The organism is Paenibacillus barcinonensis (genome assembly GCF_003217495.1).
GTDB classification, from domain to species: domain Bacteria; phylum Bacillota; class Bacilli; order Paenibacillales; family Paenibacillaceae; genus Paenibacillus; species Paenibacillus barcinonensis.
Genome location: NZ_QJSW01000011.1, coordinates 47,755 through 66,471, shown reverse-complemented (window position 1 = coordinate 66,471; position 18,717 = coordinate 47,755). Strand labels below are relative to the sequence as shown.

The window sequence follows — 18,717 nt, the reverse complement described above, 5'->3', positions numbered from 1 at the left end:
TAGGCTTCAAGACGCTAGAATAAGTAGAAGATACATATACGGAAAAGCATATGGGGGATTACGTGCATGATTCATCTGGGAGAGATCACATTAAGAGATTTTATAGATAAGAGGGTCGTTGACCTTCAAATGTTTTTCCCTATTGCGGAACAGATCATGAGTATAATGCGCGAAAAGCATCAGGAAATCACCGGAGCGTGCCGGTTTACACCGACAACGCTGTGGATTTCTTTTGAACGTGAAAAAGTTAGAATACGTTATATGGATACGGCTGAAGATGATAGCCAGGAGGATTTTTCTTATATCTCACCTGAGCATACAGGTCGAATGAGGCGGAGAGTTGATGCGCGCAGCGATCTCTATATATTAGGTGTCCTACTCTATGAATTGTTGTCGAGCGAACTGCCCTTTAAGGCAGAATCTGCAAATGACTGGATATACGCTCATCTGGCGATGATGCCGCTCTTGCCTCGTGGGATTCATTCCTCTAGTACACAAGGATTAAATGATCTGGTCATGAAGCTGCTTGCAAAATCACCTGACGATAGGTATCAGAGCGTGGAGGGGGTAGCACACGATCTCCATAAATGTATGGAACAATGGAAACGTACCGGCATGATTCCACCCTTTACACTGGGTGAATTGGACGAACGGGCTCGATTTCTACTGCCTACTCGCTTATATGGTCGGGAAGAAAACTGGAAGCGCCTCATTGCGGAGTATTCGCGCTCGGCTGCAGGGGACAAAGCACTTGTGTTTGTAGGCGGCCCCGCTGGCAGCGGGAAGTCTACGCTCATCGAAGCTTTTCAATCCCATATAATCAAGCTCCAGGGCTGGGTTATTGCTGGCAGACATGAACCCTTTCAGGAGCTGAAGCCATATGCTTCTCTTACCAAGGCTTTAGCCGTCTTGATTCGTAACATCGTTTCGGGTGGAGAAGAGCAGATTCTGCTGTGGAGATCAAAATTGCTTAAGGTGCTAGGGCAAAATGGGGGAGCATTAACGACTGCAATCAGTGAGTTAACCTGGATTATTGGATATCAGCCTCCAGTGGAGGAATTATCTCCCCCTGAGGCAACGCAGCGCTTTCAGACATTGCTTGGCAATCTGATCAGGGCATTTGCCGATGAAATGCGTCCACTCGTCATTATACTGGAGGATTTGCAATGGGCGGACACTGCCTCGTTGCACTTGCTTCGAGATTTGTGGAATCAGACTTCACTGAAGCATGTACTGGTTGTTGGAACTTATAGGGACAACGTGCTTGAGGAGGGACATGAATTTCGGACGTTGTTCGGAACACCGTCTGAAGGGGGAGCCCCTGGCATTCAATGGAATACCGTTTCAGGACTGATGATGACAGACATCGTTCGGTTCACGGCTGAAGCATTTCGTGTGACAGAGCTTAGGGCCAGACCGCTGGCTGAAGTGTTATACCGTCAAACAGCAGGCAATCCGTTATACATCAAACAAACTCTGGAGATGTATTATCGTCAGAAACGGATTTTCTTTGATTACGGTAAATGGTGCTGGGAATGGGATGTTGATCGGATCGAGAAGATCGAAGGAGCTCAGGATGTCATTGAACTGATTGTCAAAAGGTTCGATGAGCTTCCTGAAATCTCTCAGCAGCTGCTGGCTTGGGGGGCTTGTCTGGGAGCGAGCTTTGATCCTGTATTTATGGCCAGATTGACAGGAGCATCTGTGGATCAGACGGAGCAGGCGCTGCTGCCTGCATTACAGGAGGGTCTGATCATCATGGAAAACCGCCTTTACAAGTTTCTGCATGATCAAGTGCAGGAAGCGGCGTATCACTGGCTGGCAGACGATCAGAGAAAACAGATTCATTTAAAGATAGGTCGTGACCTGCTGCAAGTGCTGTCAGGTGCTGAGCGTGAAGAAGATTTGTTATTCGAGACAGTGCATCACTTGAACTCAGGCAGCACCTGTATGGTTGACCAGCACGAACGAAGTCAACTGGCCGAGCTTAATCTTCGTGCGGGGAAGCAGGCAATGGCTTCGGCGGCTTATCGGCAGGCATTGGAACTATTCGAGGAAGGTCTGCGGCTGCTGGAGGGGGAAGGTGACAAGGCCGAGGGTTCCCTGTATTTTCAGCATGTGCTGGAAAGTTCCGAGTGCCGGTATTTCATTCATGATGCTGTGCAGGCTGAAGCCGATCTGAGGCAGCTGCTTTTGTCGACAAGTACAGGGCCTGTCCGAACCAGGATCTATCTTATTCTGATCAAGCTGTATACGTTTCACAAAAGAATGGAGCAGGCTACGGATACCGCGCTGGAAGCAATGAGGGGATTGGGACTGTCCGTTCCATACAGAACATCAAGCATGTCGATCCTTGCTGAAGTTTCCCTTACACAGCTGGCACTAGTCAGATGGCGTAGCCGTCTGGAGAAGCTCCCTATGAGTGATGACCCAGCTAAACAGGAATTGGCCGAAATTGTTATGGTGTCATCAGCAGCACTATTTATAGTGAATCCGGAGCTCGCGGTGGTGGTGTTTGCGAGATATTTGCGAATGTCTCTAAAACAAGGGATTGGGGATGCGTTCTCTATTGCATTGGGCTCTTATGCGATGACGATAGCTTATGGATTCAAGCAGTATGCATCAGCATGGCATTTGGTTGAGGTTGCAAGTCATTATGCTGATCAATCGGATCGGATGTTGCTTCAAGGAAGAGTACAGATGATCCGTGCGCTAATTATGCAGTATATTCGTCCGCAAAAGGTAGCATCCGTATTCGAAAGAGCGGTCCAGCTGGCTATGGAGAGTGGGGACAGAACGAGCGCAGGTAACTCGATTGCATGTCATGTCATCTCTATAGATCAAGATTTGGACAACCTGAAGCGGGTATCCCTTGACTACCAACTCCGATACGAGAACACGCTGCTGGATGAGGTCACGTTGAACGTGCTGCACATCTCCCAGCGATATGTGGAGCGATTAGGTACGGCATACTCTGAACCAATGCACTCGATAGCAACTGACAACACCTCATTGGAGCAATTGATTCAGGGAGAATTACCCAGTGACGAGCATAGAGGTAATAGGTATTACCTGTACACCTGTGATATGGAAATTGCTTATATCTATGGACAATATGAGAAGGCACTTCTATTAGCGAAACAGTCAGAACATACAAAAGCGAATGTGTTGCTGTGTCTGCACCAGAAGCATTGCTTCTATCATGCGCTCGCTATAATTGCGGTGTATCCGGAAGCCTCGGAACAGATGAGGAGTGAGCATCATCGTAAACTATTAAACTTGCTACAGCGAATGAAGGGATGGGCCAAGCGGATGCCGGAGGGGGCCTTATGCAAACTGGAAATTATGCAGGCTGAGTATGCTCGTCTTCATCAGGATTATGATGAGGCTGCCAGACTGTATGCAAGTGCTATTCGTCATGCCCGGGACTATGGTGAACCCAAAGAAGAGGCCATTGCTGCTGAACGGGCTGCATATTTGTATCAATTGCGCAATGATCCAGATAAGGCTGAGCAATATCTTCGAAAAGCTCGCGAAGCGTATCAACGATGGGGCGCATACGGAAAAGTACAGAGTATAGAGAACCATCTGCCTGCGGTGGAGATGCTTTTATCCCGAACGGAGACTGAGGATGTTCAGGGTGAACGGAATATAGGGCTAAGCGAGATCAGCAGACATGAAAGAGCGAATACTGAAATGGCAGCTGCACTTGATCTCGAGGTGCTTAAACAAACCTACAAAATCCCGTTTAAGGAAATGGCGGAATCGGAATTGTTTGATGCCTTCCTGAAACTTGCCATTCGAAACGCTGCTGCAGTCAGAGGGGTGGTGCTGCTCAAAACAGAGGGGGATTGGAGGATCGAAGCCCGAAAAGGTTATGAGGATGAACAGGGAGAGATAATTCCAGGCTGGAGTGGCTATGCCGTATCAGTGGTTGAATTCGTTATGAAAACTAAGGAACCTGTTGTATGTGGATCAGCTGAACAGAGCATGTTCGCTTCAGACCCTTATATTCAAGCTCAGCGCCCAAGATCCATATTATGTTTGCCCCTGCAGTACTTGGATCAGCGTGGCGGCGTGTTGTATCTGGAAAATAATCTGACACCCAACGCATTTACACCTGAGGGAGTCGAGATTTTGGAATTAATTCTCTCACGCTTGGTATATTTGAGGTTGTGGCAGCTGGATGATCAGGCAATTCTGAGCCAGACAGGAGATGTTACAGGACAGCAGGTATTAATTACAACCCTGACCAATCGCGAACTTGAAGTGTTGAGTCTGATGGCGGAAGGCATGACCAATAAACAAATTGCAGCACATATGGAGATTACAGAAGGAACCGTCAAGAGTCATGCGAACAATATATATGGCAAGCTGGAAGTACGTACGCGCGTTCAGGCGATTAAAAAAGCAAGGGAGCTTCAGCTATTCAATAAATCATAATCATAAAAAGCTGTGGAGCGTATTAAATATTGCATGATATAGAGCCATCAATCGGATTTTTAAGGATCTGTTCGATGGCTCTTCTGTGTTCTATGCGATACATCATAAAGTAAATGTGTGCAGTGGATGATACTTATCTGTGGAGGCATGCTGCTACGATGCTGAGTCAGAAAGCATAGCCCGAATGACGGAAAACATATTCACGCTATTTGTAAATAGAATGTACGATTGATGAGTGGTGCGGATCAGAATGCGTTCGGTTGTCCGTGCAGGGCCGATTCGAATAGCCGAGGGTTCGCTGCCTCCATATGTATCATCCAGTGTGACTGACGTAATCTGGTTGAGCGGAATTTCAATTTTGGTAAACTGATAGCAAATGACCAGTTGATCCTCAACTTGTTTTGCGCTTACACCAAACATAAGATGACCTCCTTCTACGACGATAATGAAATGGTGATTATTGCAGGATGAATCAGGTTTAGTTTATCACTTTTGGTTAAAAATTCCTAATTAATATACGATCAAGGAGATGAGCCAGTGATGCAGAAACTTGATGCTTATCATTATTTTGAGAAGAGAATGGGGCCTTTTCGAAACTTGTCCAGTTTGTCTGTAGCGGAGGCAGAAGCGACTTCAGCACAAATTCGGCAGGCAGGCCAAACCTTTGCGAGCCAGCGCTCCGCTGATTATATGACGATACGCAGATCACTTGAGCAGATGGCATATGAGAAATTTACAGCTGCCTCAAGTATGGAATCAGACAGGAGCGGAGGGGCCAGAGCGTTATATCGAGGTACAGATTTGGGATAAACGTGTTGTCATGCCTTATCGTTAGATCCACCGATTCAGGGTGATGGAATATTCATTGTTCATTTGTAAAATGACATAGCTTGTTCAAATTGCTCTAACCGGAATAATTGTTTCAATCTCCAGCCGCCGCAAATGTTCCATCCATTCGGCAGGGCAGCCTGAATCTGTGATGACCATGGAAATATGCTCCACAGGTGCGATTTTGGCAAAAGTGGATCGTCCAAACTTGGTATGATCGGCCACTAGAATCGCTTCCTCTGCCCTCTCCATCATTTTACGCGAGATCAGAGCTTCCTCCAGTACGTAATCCGTGATACCGTCCGAGAATGAAATGCCTCCAGCCGATATGAACGCTTTATTAACCTTGAATTGATCCAGCATCTCGTGAGCCGCAGGTCCGGTAGAGGCTTGCACCGCCGTATGAATTTCTCCCCCGGCAAAAATGATTTTTCCCGCAAAGGACTCCATAGCAATGGTTAGAATGGGAACGGAATTGGTTATGACGGTTACTTGAGAACGATGCTGCAGATGCCGCATAATCTCAATCGTCGTTGTGCCATTGTCCAGCATAATCGTCTCGCCGTCTTCAATCAGGGCAGCTGCTGCGGCGCCAATGGCCTGCTTTTCCTGAAGCTGAAGCTGTGAACGTTTATGAAAAGGCGCCTCAACCATGCCAGAGCGTATGCGCACAGCACCGCCATACACCTTGCGTAGCTCACCTTCCTTCTCCAGACGATCCAGATCACGCCGTATCGTTTCCGTGGATACTTGAAACAGCCGAGCCAATGTCTGCACCTGAACTTTGCCTTGCACAGCTAGCTGGGTAAGAATGGTGTGTTTCCGTTCCTCGTATGTTAGAGACATCTGATCCGTCCTCCTTATGATTTCAACGCTTGAATGTTGTGGATTGTTGTTGTTTTCTATAGTGTAAGTTTGCTGACAGCCGGTTGTCAATTTCATTCAAAGAATGGCATTCAAATTGACCTTTAAAGATCTATTAAAAGATATATTGACAGTTGCAGAAAGTGGGAGTAGCATCATATAAAACAACTTAAAACCACATGAATTAACTAGAAACCACATTTAGGATTAAAAGCGACACAAAGCATTTCGAGAAATTATGGGGAGGACGAAACATTTGACAAAACAGCTTTCTTTTCGCGAAAATGGAACCTTTACCATCGTACAATTTACCGATCTTCACTGGAAAGACGGGCGGCCTGAGGATCTTCGCACCCGGCGGCTGATGCAGAACATCATCGAGCTTGAGCAGCCCGATCTCGTTGTATTTACTGGCGATGTAATCTATACCGGGCCCGTTGATCCGGGAAACAAGGCATGCGAGCATCCGCAGCAGGCTTTTCGTGATGCCGTATCGGCTGTGGAACAGTGTGGAGTTCCATGGGCATTTGTGTTCGGCAACCATGATGCCGAGCAGCGAATTACCCAAGCAGAGCTTATGCAGGTTGTTCGGGAGCATGCCTGCAGCGTGACGAAAGAGGGGCCGCGTGACATTGCAGGCATGGGCAATTACACGCTGGAGATTGCCGGAGCGGACGGCCTTCCGGCAGCTGTGTTGTACCTGCTCGATTCGGGGAGTTATTCGCCCGTGGAATCAATCGAGGGTTATGGCTGGATTCAGCAGAGTCAGCTCCGATGGCTGATGGATGAATCCACACGCGTCAATCCCGGCCGCAGTCGCGGGGATAAGCTGCCAGCCCTGGCGTTTTTGCATATTCCGATCCCGGAATATCAAGCGATGTGGGATACGCAGACCTGTTATGGCCATAAATTTGAGCCTGTCTGCGCTGCACAAGTTAATTCAGGTTTGTTCGCTGCACTGCTGGAGATGGGGGATGTGATGGGCATGTTCTGTGGGCACGATCATGTGAATGATTTTCACGGACAATACCATGGAATTCATCTATGCTATGGACGTTCCAGCGGTCACAGCACCTATGGCAGAGATGGCATGCTGCGCGGGGGGCGTGTCATTCAGCTGCGGGAGGGTGATCGGATGTTTGATACCTGGCTGCGTCTGGAGGACGGATCGGTCGTGAAGGAGCAGCCGGAGCATCAGCCTGAGGTTTGTTAAGAGCCAGATTGAATTTTGGATTATAGTTTAGAGGCATGAGCAAGAGCATAAGAGAGGAACGTTAACAGCATGATTTTACCGTTAATTCTGGTGCTTGCTTCGGGGATGGCTCATGCTGTCTGGAGTATGTTTACGAAGCGAAGCTTGAACAAAAGTGTGTTTCTTTGGTCCATTATGATGATTCCAACGGTGCTGCTGCTGCCTGTGCTGGTGGTGGAATTGTCCCGTGAGTCGCTCACAATGCCAGCCTATGGCTTGTTAATCGTGTCGATGGGGCTGCAGGCGTTATATTCATGGCTGTTGTCCCAGACCTATGAGCTTGGCGATCTGTCCCAGATCTATCCGATTATGCGGGGTACCAGCACGCTGCTGGTGCCTCTGATCGGGGTTGCTTTTCTGGGGGAGAAGCTGTCTGTATACGGCTGGATGGGCATCGGCTGCATGATTGTCGGGTTCACAATTCTTAGCGGGGTAGGGAGCTGGGGGCGTGCTTCCGCTTCTGGAGCCGGGGTTCAGGGGGCAAAGCCGATACTGATGGCCTTATGTGTGGGGCTCTGCACGACCAGTTACGTCTTTGTAGACAAATTAAATCTGCAGCATATCTCGCCGCTGGCACTGCTGGAAGTGACAAATATCGGCTTTGTAGCGGGACTCACACCGGCCTTGCTCGCTTCGGGTGGCCTGCGGCGAGAGTGGAGGGTGAATCGTTCAACTATTATGCTGGGAGCTTTGCTGAACCCAGGCTCGTATTTGCTCTTTCTGTTTGCGCTGGAGCAAGCTCCGATGGCCAGACTGGGTCCACTTCGGGAAGTGGGGACGGTGTTTGCAGCTTTTCTCGGTATCTGGTTATTAAAAGAACAGCAGGGCATGAAACGTATTCTCTGTTCCATCGTTATTTTTGGCGGAATTCTGCTGATTGGCATGTGGGGGTAAACCGCTTCAAAGCCGGAACCAGACTCCACTGGACAGATGAAAGCAAGAAATGACAGGCTTCTGCTCATTGCATCCTGTATGATAGGGGGCAAGGAGTGATCTAACACATGAACTGGGTTGAATCGATACAGAAGTCTGTACAGTATATAGAAGAGCATTTGCTGGCGTCTGTGTGGATCAAGGTGAAATTCAGGACAAACAGATGGAATACTCGATTGCCACAACCTATGCAGACGAGCAGCAGGAAGGACTATGTTCATTGACGTTGCCAGCCAGCAAATGGGCGGTATTTGAGGTGCAGGAGCCCATGCCCCAAGGCATGCAAAAGCTGTGGAAGCAGATTGTAACGGAATGGCTCCCTTCCAACCCTTATGAACATGCCTGGCTGCCGGAGCTTGAAGTCTATCGGGGCATGCATCACCCGCCTCAGATCTGGATACCGATTAAATAAAATTCATATATCGTTGTATACGTATAACAACTCCTCTCAGGAACCGTAAGTTTTCAATGCGCATTCGCGATGGATGTGCCTGAAAATAACAGCTTGAGGGGAGTTGTTTATTTTATTCAAGGGTTAGAAACGTGGTATATTGGAAAATAGCAATGAAAAGCGAGACTGTTGGTCATGAGTAAGAGAGGGCTGAGTTGAGGAGGAATGCTGTGCATTACGAGGAACAGCTGGTCAGAATGCTACGGCAGCAGGAGCAGATCATGCAGGATTTGAGCCTTGTGCGTGAGCTTCAGTTGCCCGACAGTTATATTGGTGCGGGTTATATTCGCAATTACATATGGGATGAGCTTCATGGGTATGCGAGACGAGAGCTGCACAGTGATATTGATGTGGTCTATTATGATGCGGGTAACTTGTCCGAGGAGCGGGACATCCAGCTTGAGCATAGGCTGCGTGCTGCTACAGGCAATCACAAGTGGTCGGTTAAAAATCAAGCGAGAATGCATCTGCGCAACGGCGATGCACCATATCATTCTACAGAGGATGCGCTGCGCTACTGGCCTGAGCGTGTTACGGCTATTGCTGTGCAGTTGGATGCACAAGACCATATCAGCATTTGTGCTCCTTATGGGCTGGAGGATTTATACACATTGGTTGTGCGCAAAAGCCCGTCTTTCAAGGATGCAGCCTATTATAATAAACGTGTTCTTCAAAAAAATTGGCAGGAACACTGGCCTAAACTGACGATTGTATGTGCATAAGTATTAGGAAGGAGTGGTACTGCATTGATTCTGAAATTTTTACGGGAGAAGGGACGAATTGTTGACTGGATTCTGCTGGCATGTCTAGGATTTTTACTGGTATTCTGGGGCTGGAACTTTGCCGTGCAATTTGTTGCCTTGATTACGGTGACTTTTATGATATTAAGACGGATTGATTATGAGAAACATATCTGGCTCCGGCGCATATTGTTGACCGGGTTCGGCGTTATTGCAGTTTCCTTTGTTGTTATTGAAGCACTTGTGTTCACCCAGCTGGGAGCGAAGGATGTAGAGCAAGCCGACTATGTCATTATTCTGGGCTCGGGCATCAAAGGCACGGAATTAACGTTGACCTTGCAACAGCGTCTTGATGCCAGTCTCGAATACATTCGAAGTCATCCGCAGATCCCGGTGATTGTTTCAGGGGGACAGGGACCTGGTGAATCCATTCCCGAAGCGCTTGCTATGAGAAATTATCTGGTGGATCAGGGCATCGACCCTGCTCAGATCACGATGGAGGATCGCTCGACCACGACACAGGAGAATCTGGCTTTTTCCAAAACAATAATGGATGCTGCGGGTATCGAGCACCCCCGAATTATGATTGTGACGAGTGACTATCATATGTTCAGAGCAAAGTATATCGCCGCCAAAAACGGCTACGCCGCTGAATACGGCATATCCGCTCCTTCGCCCGGCTATTTGAAGCCAATTAATATGATCCGAGAATATTTTGGGACGGTAAAGGCGCTGATTTACTTGTTTGTCCGATAAACGCGCAAGCGGAATGATTCATTTTCTTCATGTATGTAAAGGCAATGCCTGCTTGCAAGTAAGCGGAGCATTGCTTTTTTTCATGTTATACTTACGACATAAATACAAGAGTAAGGCAGGAGTGAACGATGATTACAGCATATCAATTACCCGCTTTGGCGGAGCAAAAGAACGTTTCCAACGACGAGATGCAGGATATTATACGTGTGTTGGCCCAGGCGCCTTTATTATACGATGATGGGCAGCATATTATGGCTCAGGATTACCTGGAGGGTCTGGAGATCGTGCTGATGCATGACACTCGCCGCGCCGCAATGGAGCTGTACGAGCTGGGTGTCAAGGCGTGTCGCCGTTTCCCGGATTCACTGCAATATGAGCAGTTGCAGGATGTGCTTGGACTACAAGCAGAATTATGGCAGGAAGGCATTCTTACGCTGAACGACTGGATGAACTGGCTGAAGCAGATTGGTGAGGGGCAGCGAGCGTTGCCGGTGTATGATTTTGCTGCCATGCTGGGCGAGCTGCCTGAAGGGTACATGATTCATGACTTCCATGATGAGCTTCAATATCGGCTTGAGCAGGATGTTACGAATGCATGGGCAAAGGAAGAGCGAAAGAAGCTGTATGATTCGCTTGGTGTAAGATAAGGTGTCTCAATGCCCCTTAATAGATGGTTAAGGGAGAAGAATGTTTCAAACGGCACCCGAGTGTCTGAATAAAGCTTAGACGTATGATGGTTGAAGCGTTATAGCAAAAAATGTGTGGGCCACGTCAAACGAAATGTTTCATTGTAGTGTTTAATCTGATATAGAGGCAAGATGATGTGATTCATTAGGTAATGGAAGCGACACCTCTACAGAAAGTGAGGGGATACCATGAAAAAGATTGTGCTTGCAGGCGGAACCGGATTTGTAGGTCAGGATTTTGCGTCTAGATTTCAAAAGCTGGGATATGACGTGCTGATCATCTCACGTCAGCCGGGGCATATATCCTGGGAGGATCGAGGAGCGATCACTCAGGCTCTTGAAGGAGCAGCGCTGCTAATTAATCTGGCCGGCAAGTCGGTGAACTGTCGTTATACAGATGAAAACCGCAAAATCATTATGGATTCCAGAACGGAAACGACGCATATTCTTGGAGAAGCATTGCTGGCTTGTGTTCATGCTCCTGAATTGTGGATTAACTCCAGTACAGCAACGATCTACAGACATGCAGAGGATCGTCCGATGACGGAGCAGGATGGTGAGATCGGTTCAGGATTTTCAGTAGAGGTAGCCAAGGCGTGGGAGAAGGCATTCTTCGAATTTCATTTGCCGTCTACACGTCAGGTTGCGCTACGCATTGCGATTGTGCTTGGCAAAGGCGGGGTGATGGAGCCCTTAACGAATCTGGTTCGTTTTGGACTTGGAGGCGCACAGGGCACAGGAACCCAGCAGTTCAGCTGGATTCATATCGAGGATTTGTTTCGTATGGTGTTGTTTTTACAGGAGCATCATCAGTTGCAGGGGGTGTTCAACGCATCATCGCCGCATCCAGTGACGAATCGAGAACTGATGGCAAGCCTCAGGCAGCAGATGGGAGTGCGTGTTGGATTGCCTTCCCCGCGCTGGATGCTTGAGCTGGGAGCGATGTTTATTCGAACGGAAACGGAACTGGTGCTCAAAAGTCGCTGGGTTATCCCCGACAGACTGGAAAGGGAAGGCTTTACCTTTACTTATGCTTCGCTGGACTCCGCGCTCGCTGACATTCTCCAACCGTCAAAGTAGTGTGTGTGCAACAAAATACAAGCACTCGTTCTTTTAAAGACAACTAACACAGGTAAATCCAAAGGGCTACGCAGCGGCATCGTTCAGAACCGTACCAGCGTGAGGGGATGACGGTTGTTTATGTAGTACCGGGAGGGCAGAGCAATCTGCCCTTCTGTTGATTGTGATGATTGACGACAGAGAAGAGGTTGGGCATATGCAGCTTAGAAGAGTAAGAATTGCAGGTACGGGGAAATACCTGCCTCAGATGAAAGTAACTGATGAGGAACTGGATGAGCGTCTCCATGTCCCGGCAGGCTGGGTCAGCAAAGCGACAGGTGTAGGATATCGTTACTATGCCTCGGAAGAGGAGACATCTTCTTATATGGGGGCAAGGGCCGCAGAAGCTGCTCTTGCAGATGCGGGATTATCCTTTGAAGAGATGGATTGTCTGGTATGTACAAGCGGTACGAAGGAACAGCCGCTCCCAAGTACAGCAGTCTTTATCCAGCAGGCGATGGGACAGGAGGACTCGGGTGTGCCTGCATTTGATATGGATGCGACCTGTCTGAGCTTCCTGAATGGACTGGATGTCATCTCTTATATGGTGGATGCAGGACGTTACCGACGTGTTCTGCTCGTAGCTACCGAGATTGCCTCGGTCGGATTGAACTGGAAAGAGCCGGAAAGTGCCGCTTTGTTTGGAGATGGAGCGGCTGCCGTGATCATCGAGCGTGCAACGGAAGATTCAGGTTCAAGGATTGTGCACGCGTCACTGCGCACCTTCAGCCGTGGAGCACGTTTATCAGAAATTGCAGGTGGAGGTACAAGGCAACACGCTGTTAAATATAATGACGAGCAGTCAGCACCTTACCTCTTTCATATGGATGGGCAGGCGATTTTCCGTATGGCGTCCAAGCTGTTGCCGGGTTTCATGGATGAAATGCTTCGTGCCTCCGGGAATCAGATGAAGGATTTCCAGATGGTTATACCGCATCAGGGCAGTGCCATGGCCATGCGTTTGATTCGTAAGAAGCTGGGCATTCCTGAGGATCGGTTCATGGATATTACACGAGGTCATGGCAATACCATTGCCGCTTCCATTCCGATGGGCTTACATGAGGCGATTCGCCAGCAGCGTATCCAGCGCGGTGATCGTGTACTCATGATCGGAACAGCCGCGGGGTTATCTCTGGGAGGACTTATCCTTGACTACTAGATCAATAGAGCATCAGAATCCGTCACTTACACCTGGCAGGGTGCTGCTTACTGGGGGCAGGGCTCCGGTGACACTGGATCTGGCACGTATGCTGCAGAGGTCGGGTCATCAGGTGTATGTTGCCGAGAGCGTGGAACGGCATCTCTGCAGAGCATCCAGCGCGGTGGAGCAGTGTGCTCTTGTTCCATCGCCGCGCCATCAGACCGAGGCCTACCTGTCTGCACTGGAGACGTGGGTGCAGACCTGGCAGATTGATCTGCTTATTCCGATGTGTGAGGAAGTTTTTTATGTGGCTCAGCGTGCTGATCGTTTAAGACAACATTGCCGTGTTCTGGTATCCAGCCCGGAGCAGCTACACGTCCTGCATCATAAGTATGATTTTATTCAGCTTGCGAAGTCTATGGGGCTGTCTGTTCCAGATACCTACCTGATCCAAAGTTCGCAGGAACGTCTGAACATTCAGCATGTTCTGGACAGGTCAGGGGAGTGGGTATGGAAGCCGGTGTATTCCCGTTTTGCAGCCAAAGTGCGCATGCCAACACACGAGCCATATGATCTGCCAGTAGAAGAATGGGTATCTCCAGTTTCTCCTTGGGTAGCACAGCAGTACATTCATGGGCGAGGACTGTGCACATATAGTGTCGTGCATGAAGGGCGATTGGTTGCTCATGCCACCTACGAGAGCAAGTTTCGTACAGGTGACGTAGGCGCCAGCGTTTCTTTTGAGCAGGTGGATCATACAGGTGCTTATGCGTGGGTCAAACAGTTTGTGCAGGAGATAACTTTTACCGGACAGATCGGTTTTGACTTTATTGAAGATATGGAGGGCCAACTGTACGCGATAGAGTGTAATCCGAGAGCGACCAGCGGCATTCATCTGTTTCATCCGGGCGATGGCTTGGTGCGTGCTCTGCTTGAACCAGAGAGGCTCTTGAGCGAAAAGAAAGAGGTTATTCCCGAGTCGCCTGTTAAAGCGATGCTTGCACTACCCATGCTCGGATGTGGCATCCGGCAGATCAGCCGCAGAGTGAACCTGCGGGAATGGATGACGGCCTGGCGTGGTTCAAGAGATGTGGTGTATGCACAGCAGGATACGCGGCCCTTCTTCGAACAGATTGCAGTGGTGCTGGCAGCTTGGCGTAATGCGCGCTCGTTGCGGATCACACTGACCGAGGCGTTGACCCATGACATAGAATGGAACGGTGAACAACAATGAAGAGAGCATTGGTAACGGGAGCTACGGGCTGTCTGGGCAGACATCTGGCTGTTCGGCTTGCCGAGGACGGCTGGGACGTGACGGGGCTGGGGCGTCAGCAAGCGACGGGTGATGCTTTAGTTGCGGCAGGAGTTCGTTTTCATAAGGGAGATATAAGGGACCAGCAGATCGTAGATGAAGTCTGTACAGGTCAGGAGGTTATATTTCACTGTGCGGCGTTGTCGTCGCCATGGGGGAAGTATAGGGACTTTTTCAGCAGTAACGTTCAGGGAACGCGGAATTTGATTAATGCGGCCCTGCGCAGTCAAGTGCAGCGTTTCGTGCATGTATCGACGCCAAGTCTGTATTTTAACTTCATGCCGCGTTATGAGGTTCATGAACATGATCCGCTGCCGACCAGACCAGCCAATCACTATGCGGCTACCAAATATCTGGCTGAACAGATAATTATGGATGCACATCTTCAAGGCTTGCCGTCGATTATGATTCGTCCACGGGCTATCTTTGGCCCGTATGACCAGACGTTGTTTCCGCGTATTGTGGCAGCGAATAACAAACGTGGAGTACCGATGATTGATGGTGGACAGGCACTTATTGACCTGACATGTGTGGATAATGTTGTAGACGCCTTGTTATTATGCCAAAGTGCTCCGGCAGATGCGCTCGGGAGAGCCTACAACATATCCAATGGAGACCCGCGTCCTTTTGCCGAACTGGTGAGCAGGCTGTTTGACATGCTGGATATGCCACTGAGGCATTTGCATATTCCATACAAGGCGGCCTACGGGGTCGCTGCTTTGCTGGAAGGGGTGCATCGGTTCGTACCCGCTCTGGGTGAGCCTTCACTCACCAGATACACGGTTGGGTCCTTGAGTGTGCCGCAGACATTATGCATTAGAGATGCAAAAGAACAGCTGGGGTACATACCTCGGGTGTCTATTGAGACAGGTTTACAGCAATTTGCAGATTGGTGGAGGGATACATCATGCTGACTTCAGCTCCAGTCGAGTTATATTTGGGCGCGGCGGGGTATTGTACACATCCCGAGGTGCTCACGCTGAAGGGGGGGAGCATCAGGCCCGTGCGGTTTCCCGCAGGCTTTGCCTGTATCATTCACCCGGTACATGGCGCGATGCTGCTGGATACAGGCTATAGCTCCCGTTTTTTCGATGAGACTGCCCGGCTGCCTAATGCACTGTATCGTTATATCACCCCTGTTGTGTATCAGGAGGAGGACAGTGCGGTTCATTTTCTAAAACGAATCGGGCTGTGTGCGGCAGACATTCGTTATGTCATTCTTTCGCATTTTCACGGGGATCATATCGCAGGCGCGCGGGATTTCCCGGAAGCGCAGTTTATTTATTTGCCTAAGTCTTATGATGCAGTCCGCTCGCTTGGTCCGATTGCGGCGGTAAAGGCCGGATTTCTGGCTGGCTTGCTGCCGGATGATTTTATCTGGCGGTCTCTTCCGCTGACGGGACAGCCCAAACGGTGGCCTGACATGACCCGAGGTGCAGGAGTCGACACAACTGGAGGGACAGGAACAGAAGCAGCTTCACCGCCAGTATTCCCTTGGGATGAGGTATACGATATTTTCGGGGATGGCAGTCTGTTAGGTGTAGATGTATCGGGTCATGCTGCGGGCATGATGGGAATTTTGCTGCGTACAGAGCAGCATGAATATTTTCTGTGTGCAGATGCGGTGTGGTCGAGCCGGGCTTTTCGTGAACAGCGCAGACCGCATGCCCTTGCGGGCATTATTATGTCCGATCGGCAGGAATACAGGCGGAACTTTGACAAGCTGATTCAGCTGCATCAGCAGTTTCCTTCGCTGCGGATTGTGCCAAGTCACTGCCAGGAGGTGCTAAGCGAATGGGGCGCAGGAGGCACAGTTCTATGAGCAATGCCTTTCGCATTGTAGCTCATTATGCACTTGCACGAGGCCTGCGCAGATGGAGTACACGAGCGCAGCTTGAACGCTGGCAGGAACGCCGAATCAAACGGCATGTAGAGCGTGTTCGGGTGCAATCTCCTTTTTATCAAACATGGTGGAGCGGCATAAGTTCATCAGAGTGGAGACGATTTCCACAGATTGACAAGCCCATTATGATGCAGCATTTTGATACGCTTAATACCGTAGGGATTTCGAAGGAAGAGGCGTTAATTCTTGCAGGAGAGAGTGAGCATACTCGTGATTTCAAGCAGTCTTCCATTCAAGGAATAACCGTAGGGTTATCCTCGGGCACATCCGGCAACCGGGGCATATTTCTGGTAAGTGATCGGGAGCAGGATGCTTGGACGGGCACGGTTCTGGCCAAACTGCTGCCAGGAGGACTGTGGAAGCCGGCCAAAATTGCTTTTTTCCTGCGTGCAAATAGTAAGCTGTATGAATCTGTGAAGCGAGGCAAGCTGCAATTTCAATATTTTGATCTGCTGGAGCAAGTGGATGTGCTTGTTGAACGTTTGCAGCAATACCGGGGTACCGTGTGGGTGGCACCGCCCTCCATGCTTCGCATGCTGGCTGATGCTTATGTGCAAGGCCGCTTGACTCATGTACCGGACAAAATCATCTCCGTTGCCGAGGTGCTGGACCCTCTGGATCGCAACGTGCTGGAGCGTGTCTTCCGGCAGACGATTCATCAGGTATACCAGTGTACAGAGGGCTTTCTGGGTGCGACGTGTGAGCAGGGTACGTTACATCTGAATGAAGACATTGTGCATATTGAAAAAGAGTACCTCGATCCTGCCACCCGGCGGTTTGTGCCTGTGATTACAGATTTCTCCAGAACGTCACAGCCGATTATCCGATATCGGCTGAATGATATCTTGACCGAGGCGGCAGAGCCGTGCGCCTGTGGTTCGTTGTTTACTGCCATTGAGCGGATCGAAGGTCGCTGTGATGATACGCTTTATTTTACACATCAACATGGAGGTAGGGCGGTTACGGTCTTTCCTGATTTTATCAGTCGTGCGGTGATTGCGGCTTCGCCGTTGATTGAGCACTATCGCGTAGTACAGCATGGTAGCGGAAGGCTTGAAGTATCGTTGCAGGTTGGCGAAGAAGCTGAGCAGGTGCAGGTCGCTGTGATGCAAGAATTGAATATATTAGCTGAGCGAATGCAATGTATGCCGCCAGAGGTAGACTTTGTGCCGTACACATTTGAGGCCGGAGTCACTAAGCTGCGGCGGGTGGAGAGACGTGTGGATTAACCGTTGAAGGAATACATTGGGGAGTTGGTGATAATATGACCGCATGGGCCTATAAAATAGGAGAGGATTCCCTGCCAAACAACGCGGATGGCATAGATAAGACAACGGACAGCAAGGCAACGGAGTCCGGGCAAACCATCGGACTACCAGCAAAAAGAGCACATAATTACGGACAACAGCATCCAGTAGCGTTAATTACAGGCACATCCAGCGGCTTCGGTATGTTGACGGCGATCACGCTGGCGAAGCAAGGATACCACGTTGTAGCTACGATGCGTGATCTGAGCCGCAAGGGTGAATTGTCTGACCGGGCAGAGAAAGCGGGGCTTACCGACCGTCTCCATTATGTTCAACTCGATGTGACGGATGCAGAATCAGTCCAGACTGCTGTGGATACTGTAATGCAGCAATATGGACGTATTGACGTGCTGGTGAATAATGCAGGTTTTGCGGTGGGCGGGTTCATTGAGGAGGTGGCGATGGAGGACTGGCGGCGGCAGATGGAGACAAATCTGTTTGGACTTATTGACGTCACACGTACCGTCCTGCCTCTGATGCGCAAACAGCAGAGTGGACTGATTATTAATCTTTCGAGTGTGAGTGGTTTGTCGGGTTTTCCGGGGTATGCGCCTTATGCTGCTTCGAAGTTTGCCGTGGAAGGATTCACGGAAAGTCTGCGCCATGAGATGTCCTCCTTCGGTATCCGGGTGGTGCTGGTGGAACCAGGGGCGTATCGTACACCTATCTGGAATAAAGGTCTTGGTGATATTCATCGGCATGAAGATTCACCTTACAAGCATAAGCTGGACGCAGTCCTGCGGTATTCCAGACAAGCGAGTGAGACGGCACCTGACCCGCAGGAGGTCGCTGATCTGATCGCGCGGATCACCGGGATGCGTGCTCCAAGACTGCGGTATGCGCTGGGCAAGGGCTCGCGACTACTGATTATCGGCAAGGCACTGCTTCCATGGAAGTGGCTGGAGCGGCTCATTGCGCGTGGACTTCAATAGCCGAAGGTGAGCAAACATGTGATGTACGGGAGGCTTTGGAACGAGACCGT

Annotated in this window: 17 protein-coding genes; 15 read left to right on the top strand and 2 right to left on the bottom strand. The window is 49.6% G+C overall.

Annotated elements, in window-relative coordinates; translation table 11 throughout:
- Nucleotides 1-66: 66 nt before the first annotated feature.
- The gene (locus tag DFQ00_RS17050; protein ID WP_110897696.1) at nucleotides 67-4,443 is read left to right on the top strand and encodes an AAA family ATPase; all 4,377 of its coding nucleotides are present in this window, start codon (nucleotides 67-69) and stop codon (nucleotides 4,441-4,443) included.
- A 153-nt stretch (nucleotides 4,444-4,596) separates the two neighbouring features.
- On the opposite strand, the gene DFQ00_RS17045 is transcribed toward DFQ00_RS17050, so the two are convergent.
- Nucleotides 4,597-4,863, bottom strand: a complete 267-nt coding sequence (locus tag DFQ00_RS17045; protein WP_110897695.1) for a SunI/YnzG family protein — start codon at nucleotides 4,861-4,863, stop codon at nucleotides 4,597-4,599.
- A 120-nt stretch (nucleotides 4,864-4,983) separates the two neighbouring features.
- Between DFQ00_RS17045 and DFQ00_RS17040 the strand changes: the two genes are divergently transcribed.
- Entirely contained in the window at nucleotides 4,984-5,253 is a 270-nt protein-coding gene (locus DFQ00_RS17040; protein ID WP_244213893.1) for a hypothetical protein, read from the top strand.
- A gap of 84 nt (nucleotides 5,254-5,337) precedes the next feature.
- Here DFQ00_RS17040 and DFQ00_RS17035 read toward each other — a convergent pair whose 3' ends face one another.
- On the bottom strand, nucleotides 5,338-6,117 hold the full coding sequence (locus tag DFQ00_RS17035; RefSeq protein WP_110897694.1) for a DeoR/GlpR family DNA-binding transcription regulator: 780 nt from the start codon (nucleotides 6,115-6,117) through the stop codon (nucleotides 5,338-5,340).
- 274 nt (nucleotides 6,118-6,391) lie between these two features.
- Here DFQ00_RS17035 and DFQ00_RS17030 point away from each other — a divergent pair, with 274 nt between their 5' ends.
- The 13 genes from DFQ00_RS17030 to DFQ00_RS16970 all read left to right on the top strand — a co-directional run bounded on the left by DFQ00_RS17030 (nucleotide 6,392) and on the right by DFQ00_RS16970 (nucleotide 18,667).
- Nucleotides 6,392-7,348, top strand: coding sequence for a metallophosphoesterase family protein (locus DFQ00_RS17030; protein WP_110897693.1), 957 nt, complete (start codon nucleotides 6,392-6,394; stop codon nucleotides 7,346-7,348).
- A 69-nt stretch (nucleotides 7,349-7,417) separates the two neighbouring features.
- Nucleotides 7,418-8,281: a DMT family transporter gene (locus tag DFQ00_RS17025; protein ID WP_110897692.1), complete on the top strand. Its 864-nt coding sequence runs from the start codon at nucleotides 7,418-7,420 to the stop codon at nucleotides 8,279-8,281.
- A gap of 121 nt (nucleotides 8,282-8,402) precedes the next feature.
- On the top strand, nucleotides 8,403-8,732 hold the full coding sequence (locus DFQ00_RS17020; RefSeq protein ID WP_279630421.1) for a GyrI-like domain-containing protein: 330 nt from the start codon (nucleotides 8,403-8,405) through the stop codon (nucleotides 8,730-8,732).
- A gap of 209 nt (nucleotides 8,733-8,941) precedes the next feature.
- Nucleotides 8,942-9,493, top strand: coding sequence for a nucleotidyltransferase family protein (locus tag DFQ00_RS17015; protein ID WP_244213891.1), 552 nt, complete (start codon nucleotides 8,942-8,944; stop codon nucleotides 9,491-9,493).
- A 24-nt stretch (nucleotides 9,494-9,517) separates the two neighbouring features.
- A complete protein-coding gene (locus DFQ00_RS17010; protein WP_110897691.1) occupies nucleotides 9,518-10,267 on the top strand; it encodes a YdcF family protein in 750 nt (249 codons plus the stop codon).
- 128 nt (nucleotides 10,268-10,395) lie between these two features.
- Nucleotides 10,396-10,914 carry a hypothetical protein gene (locus DFQ00_RS17005; RefSeq protein ID WP_110897690.1) on the top strand — a complete coding sequence of 173 codons (519 nt, stop codon included), beginning with the start codon at nucleotides 10,396-10,398 and terminating at the stop codon, nucleotides 10,912-10,914.
- 228 nt (nucleotides 10,915-11,142) lie between these two features.
- A complete protein-coding gene (locus tag DFQ00_RS17000) occupies nucleotides 11,143-12,033 on the top strand; it encodes a TIGR01777 family oxidoreductase (protein ID WP_110897689.1) in 891 nt (296 codons plus the stop codon).
- A 196-nt stretch (nucleotides 12,034-12,229) separates the two neighbouring features.
- A complete protein-coding gene (locus DFQ00_RS16995; protein ID WP_110897817.1) occupies nucleotides 12,230-13,231 on the top strand; it encodes a beta-ketoacyl-ACP synthase III in 1,002 nt (333 codons plus the stop codon).
- On the top strand, nucleotides 13,221-14,447 hold the full coding sequence (locus tag DFQ00_RS16990; protein WP_244213890.1) for an ATP-grasp domain-containing protein: 1,227 nt from the start codon (nucleotides 13,221-13,223) through the stop codon (nucleotides 14,445-14,447). The genes DFQ00_RS16995 and DFQ00_RS16990 overlap by 11 nt, the downstream gene beginning before the upstream one ends.
- Complete coding sequence (locus tag DFQ00_RS16985; RefSeq protein ID WP_110897688.1) at nucleotides 14,444-15,439, top strand: NAD-dependent epimerase/dehydratase family protein; 996 nt, start codon at nucleotides 14,444-14,446, stop codon at nucleotides 15,437-15,439. The genes DFQ00_RS16990 and DFQ00_RS16985 overlap by 4 nt, the downstream gene beginning before the upstream one ends.
- Complete coding sequence (locus tag DFQ00_RS16980; RefSeq protein WP_110897687.1) at nucleotides 15,433-16,347, top strand: MBL fold metallo-hydrolase; 915 nt, start codon at nucleotides 15,433-15,435, stop codon at nucleotides 16,345-16,347. Before DFQ00_RS16985 ends, DFQ00_RS16980 begins: the two co-directional genes overlap by 7 nt.
- A complete protein-coding gene (locus DFQ00_RS16975; RefSeq protein WP_110897686.1) occupies nucleotides 16,344-17,657 on the top strand; it encodes a F390 synthetase-related protein in 1,314 nt (437 codons plus the stop codon). Before DFQ00_RS16980 ends, DFQ00_RS16975 begins: the two co-directional genes overlap by 4 nt.
- A 35-nt stretch (nucleotides 17,658-17,692) precedes the next feature.
- Complete coding sequence (locus DFQ00_RS16970; protein WP_110897685.1) at nucleotides 17,693-18,667, top strand: SDR family oxidoreductase; 975 nt, start codon at nucleotides 17,693-17,695, stop codon at nucleotides 18,665-18,667.
- The last annotated feature ends 50 nt before the right edge of the window (nucleotides 18,668-18,717 follow it).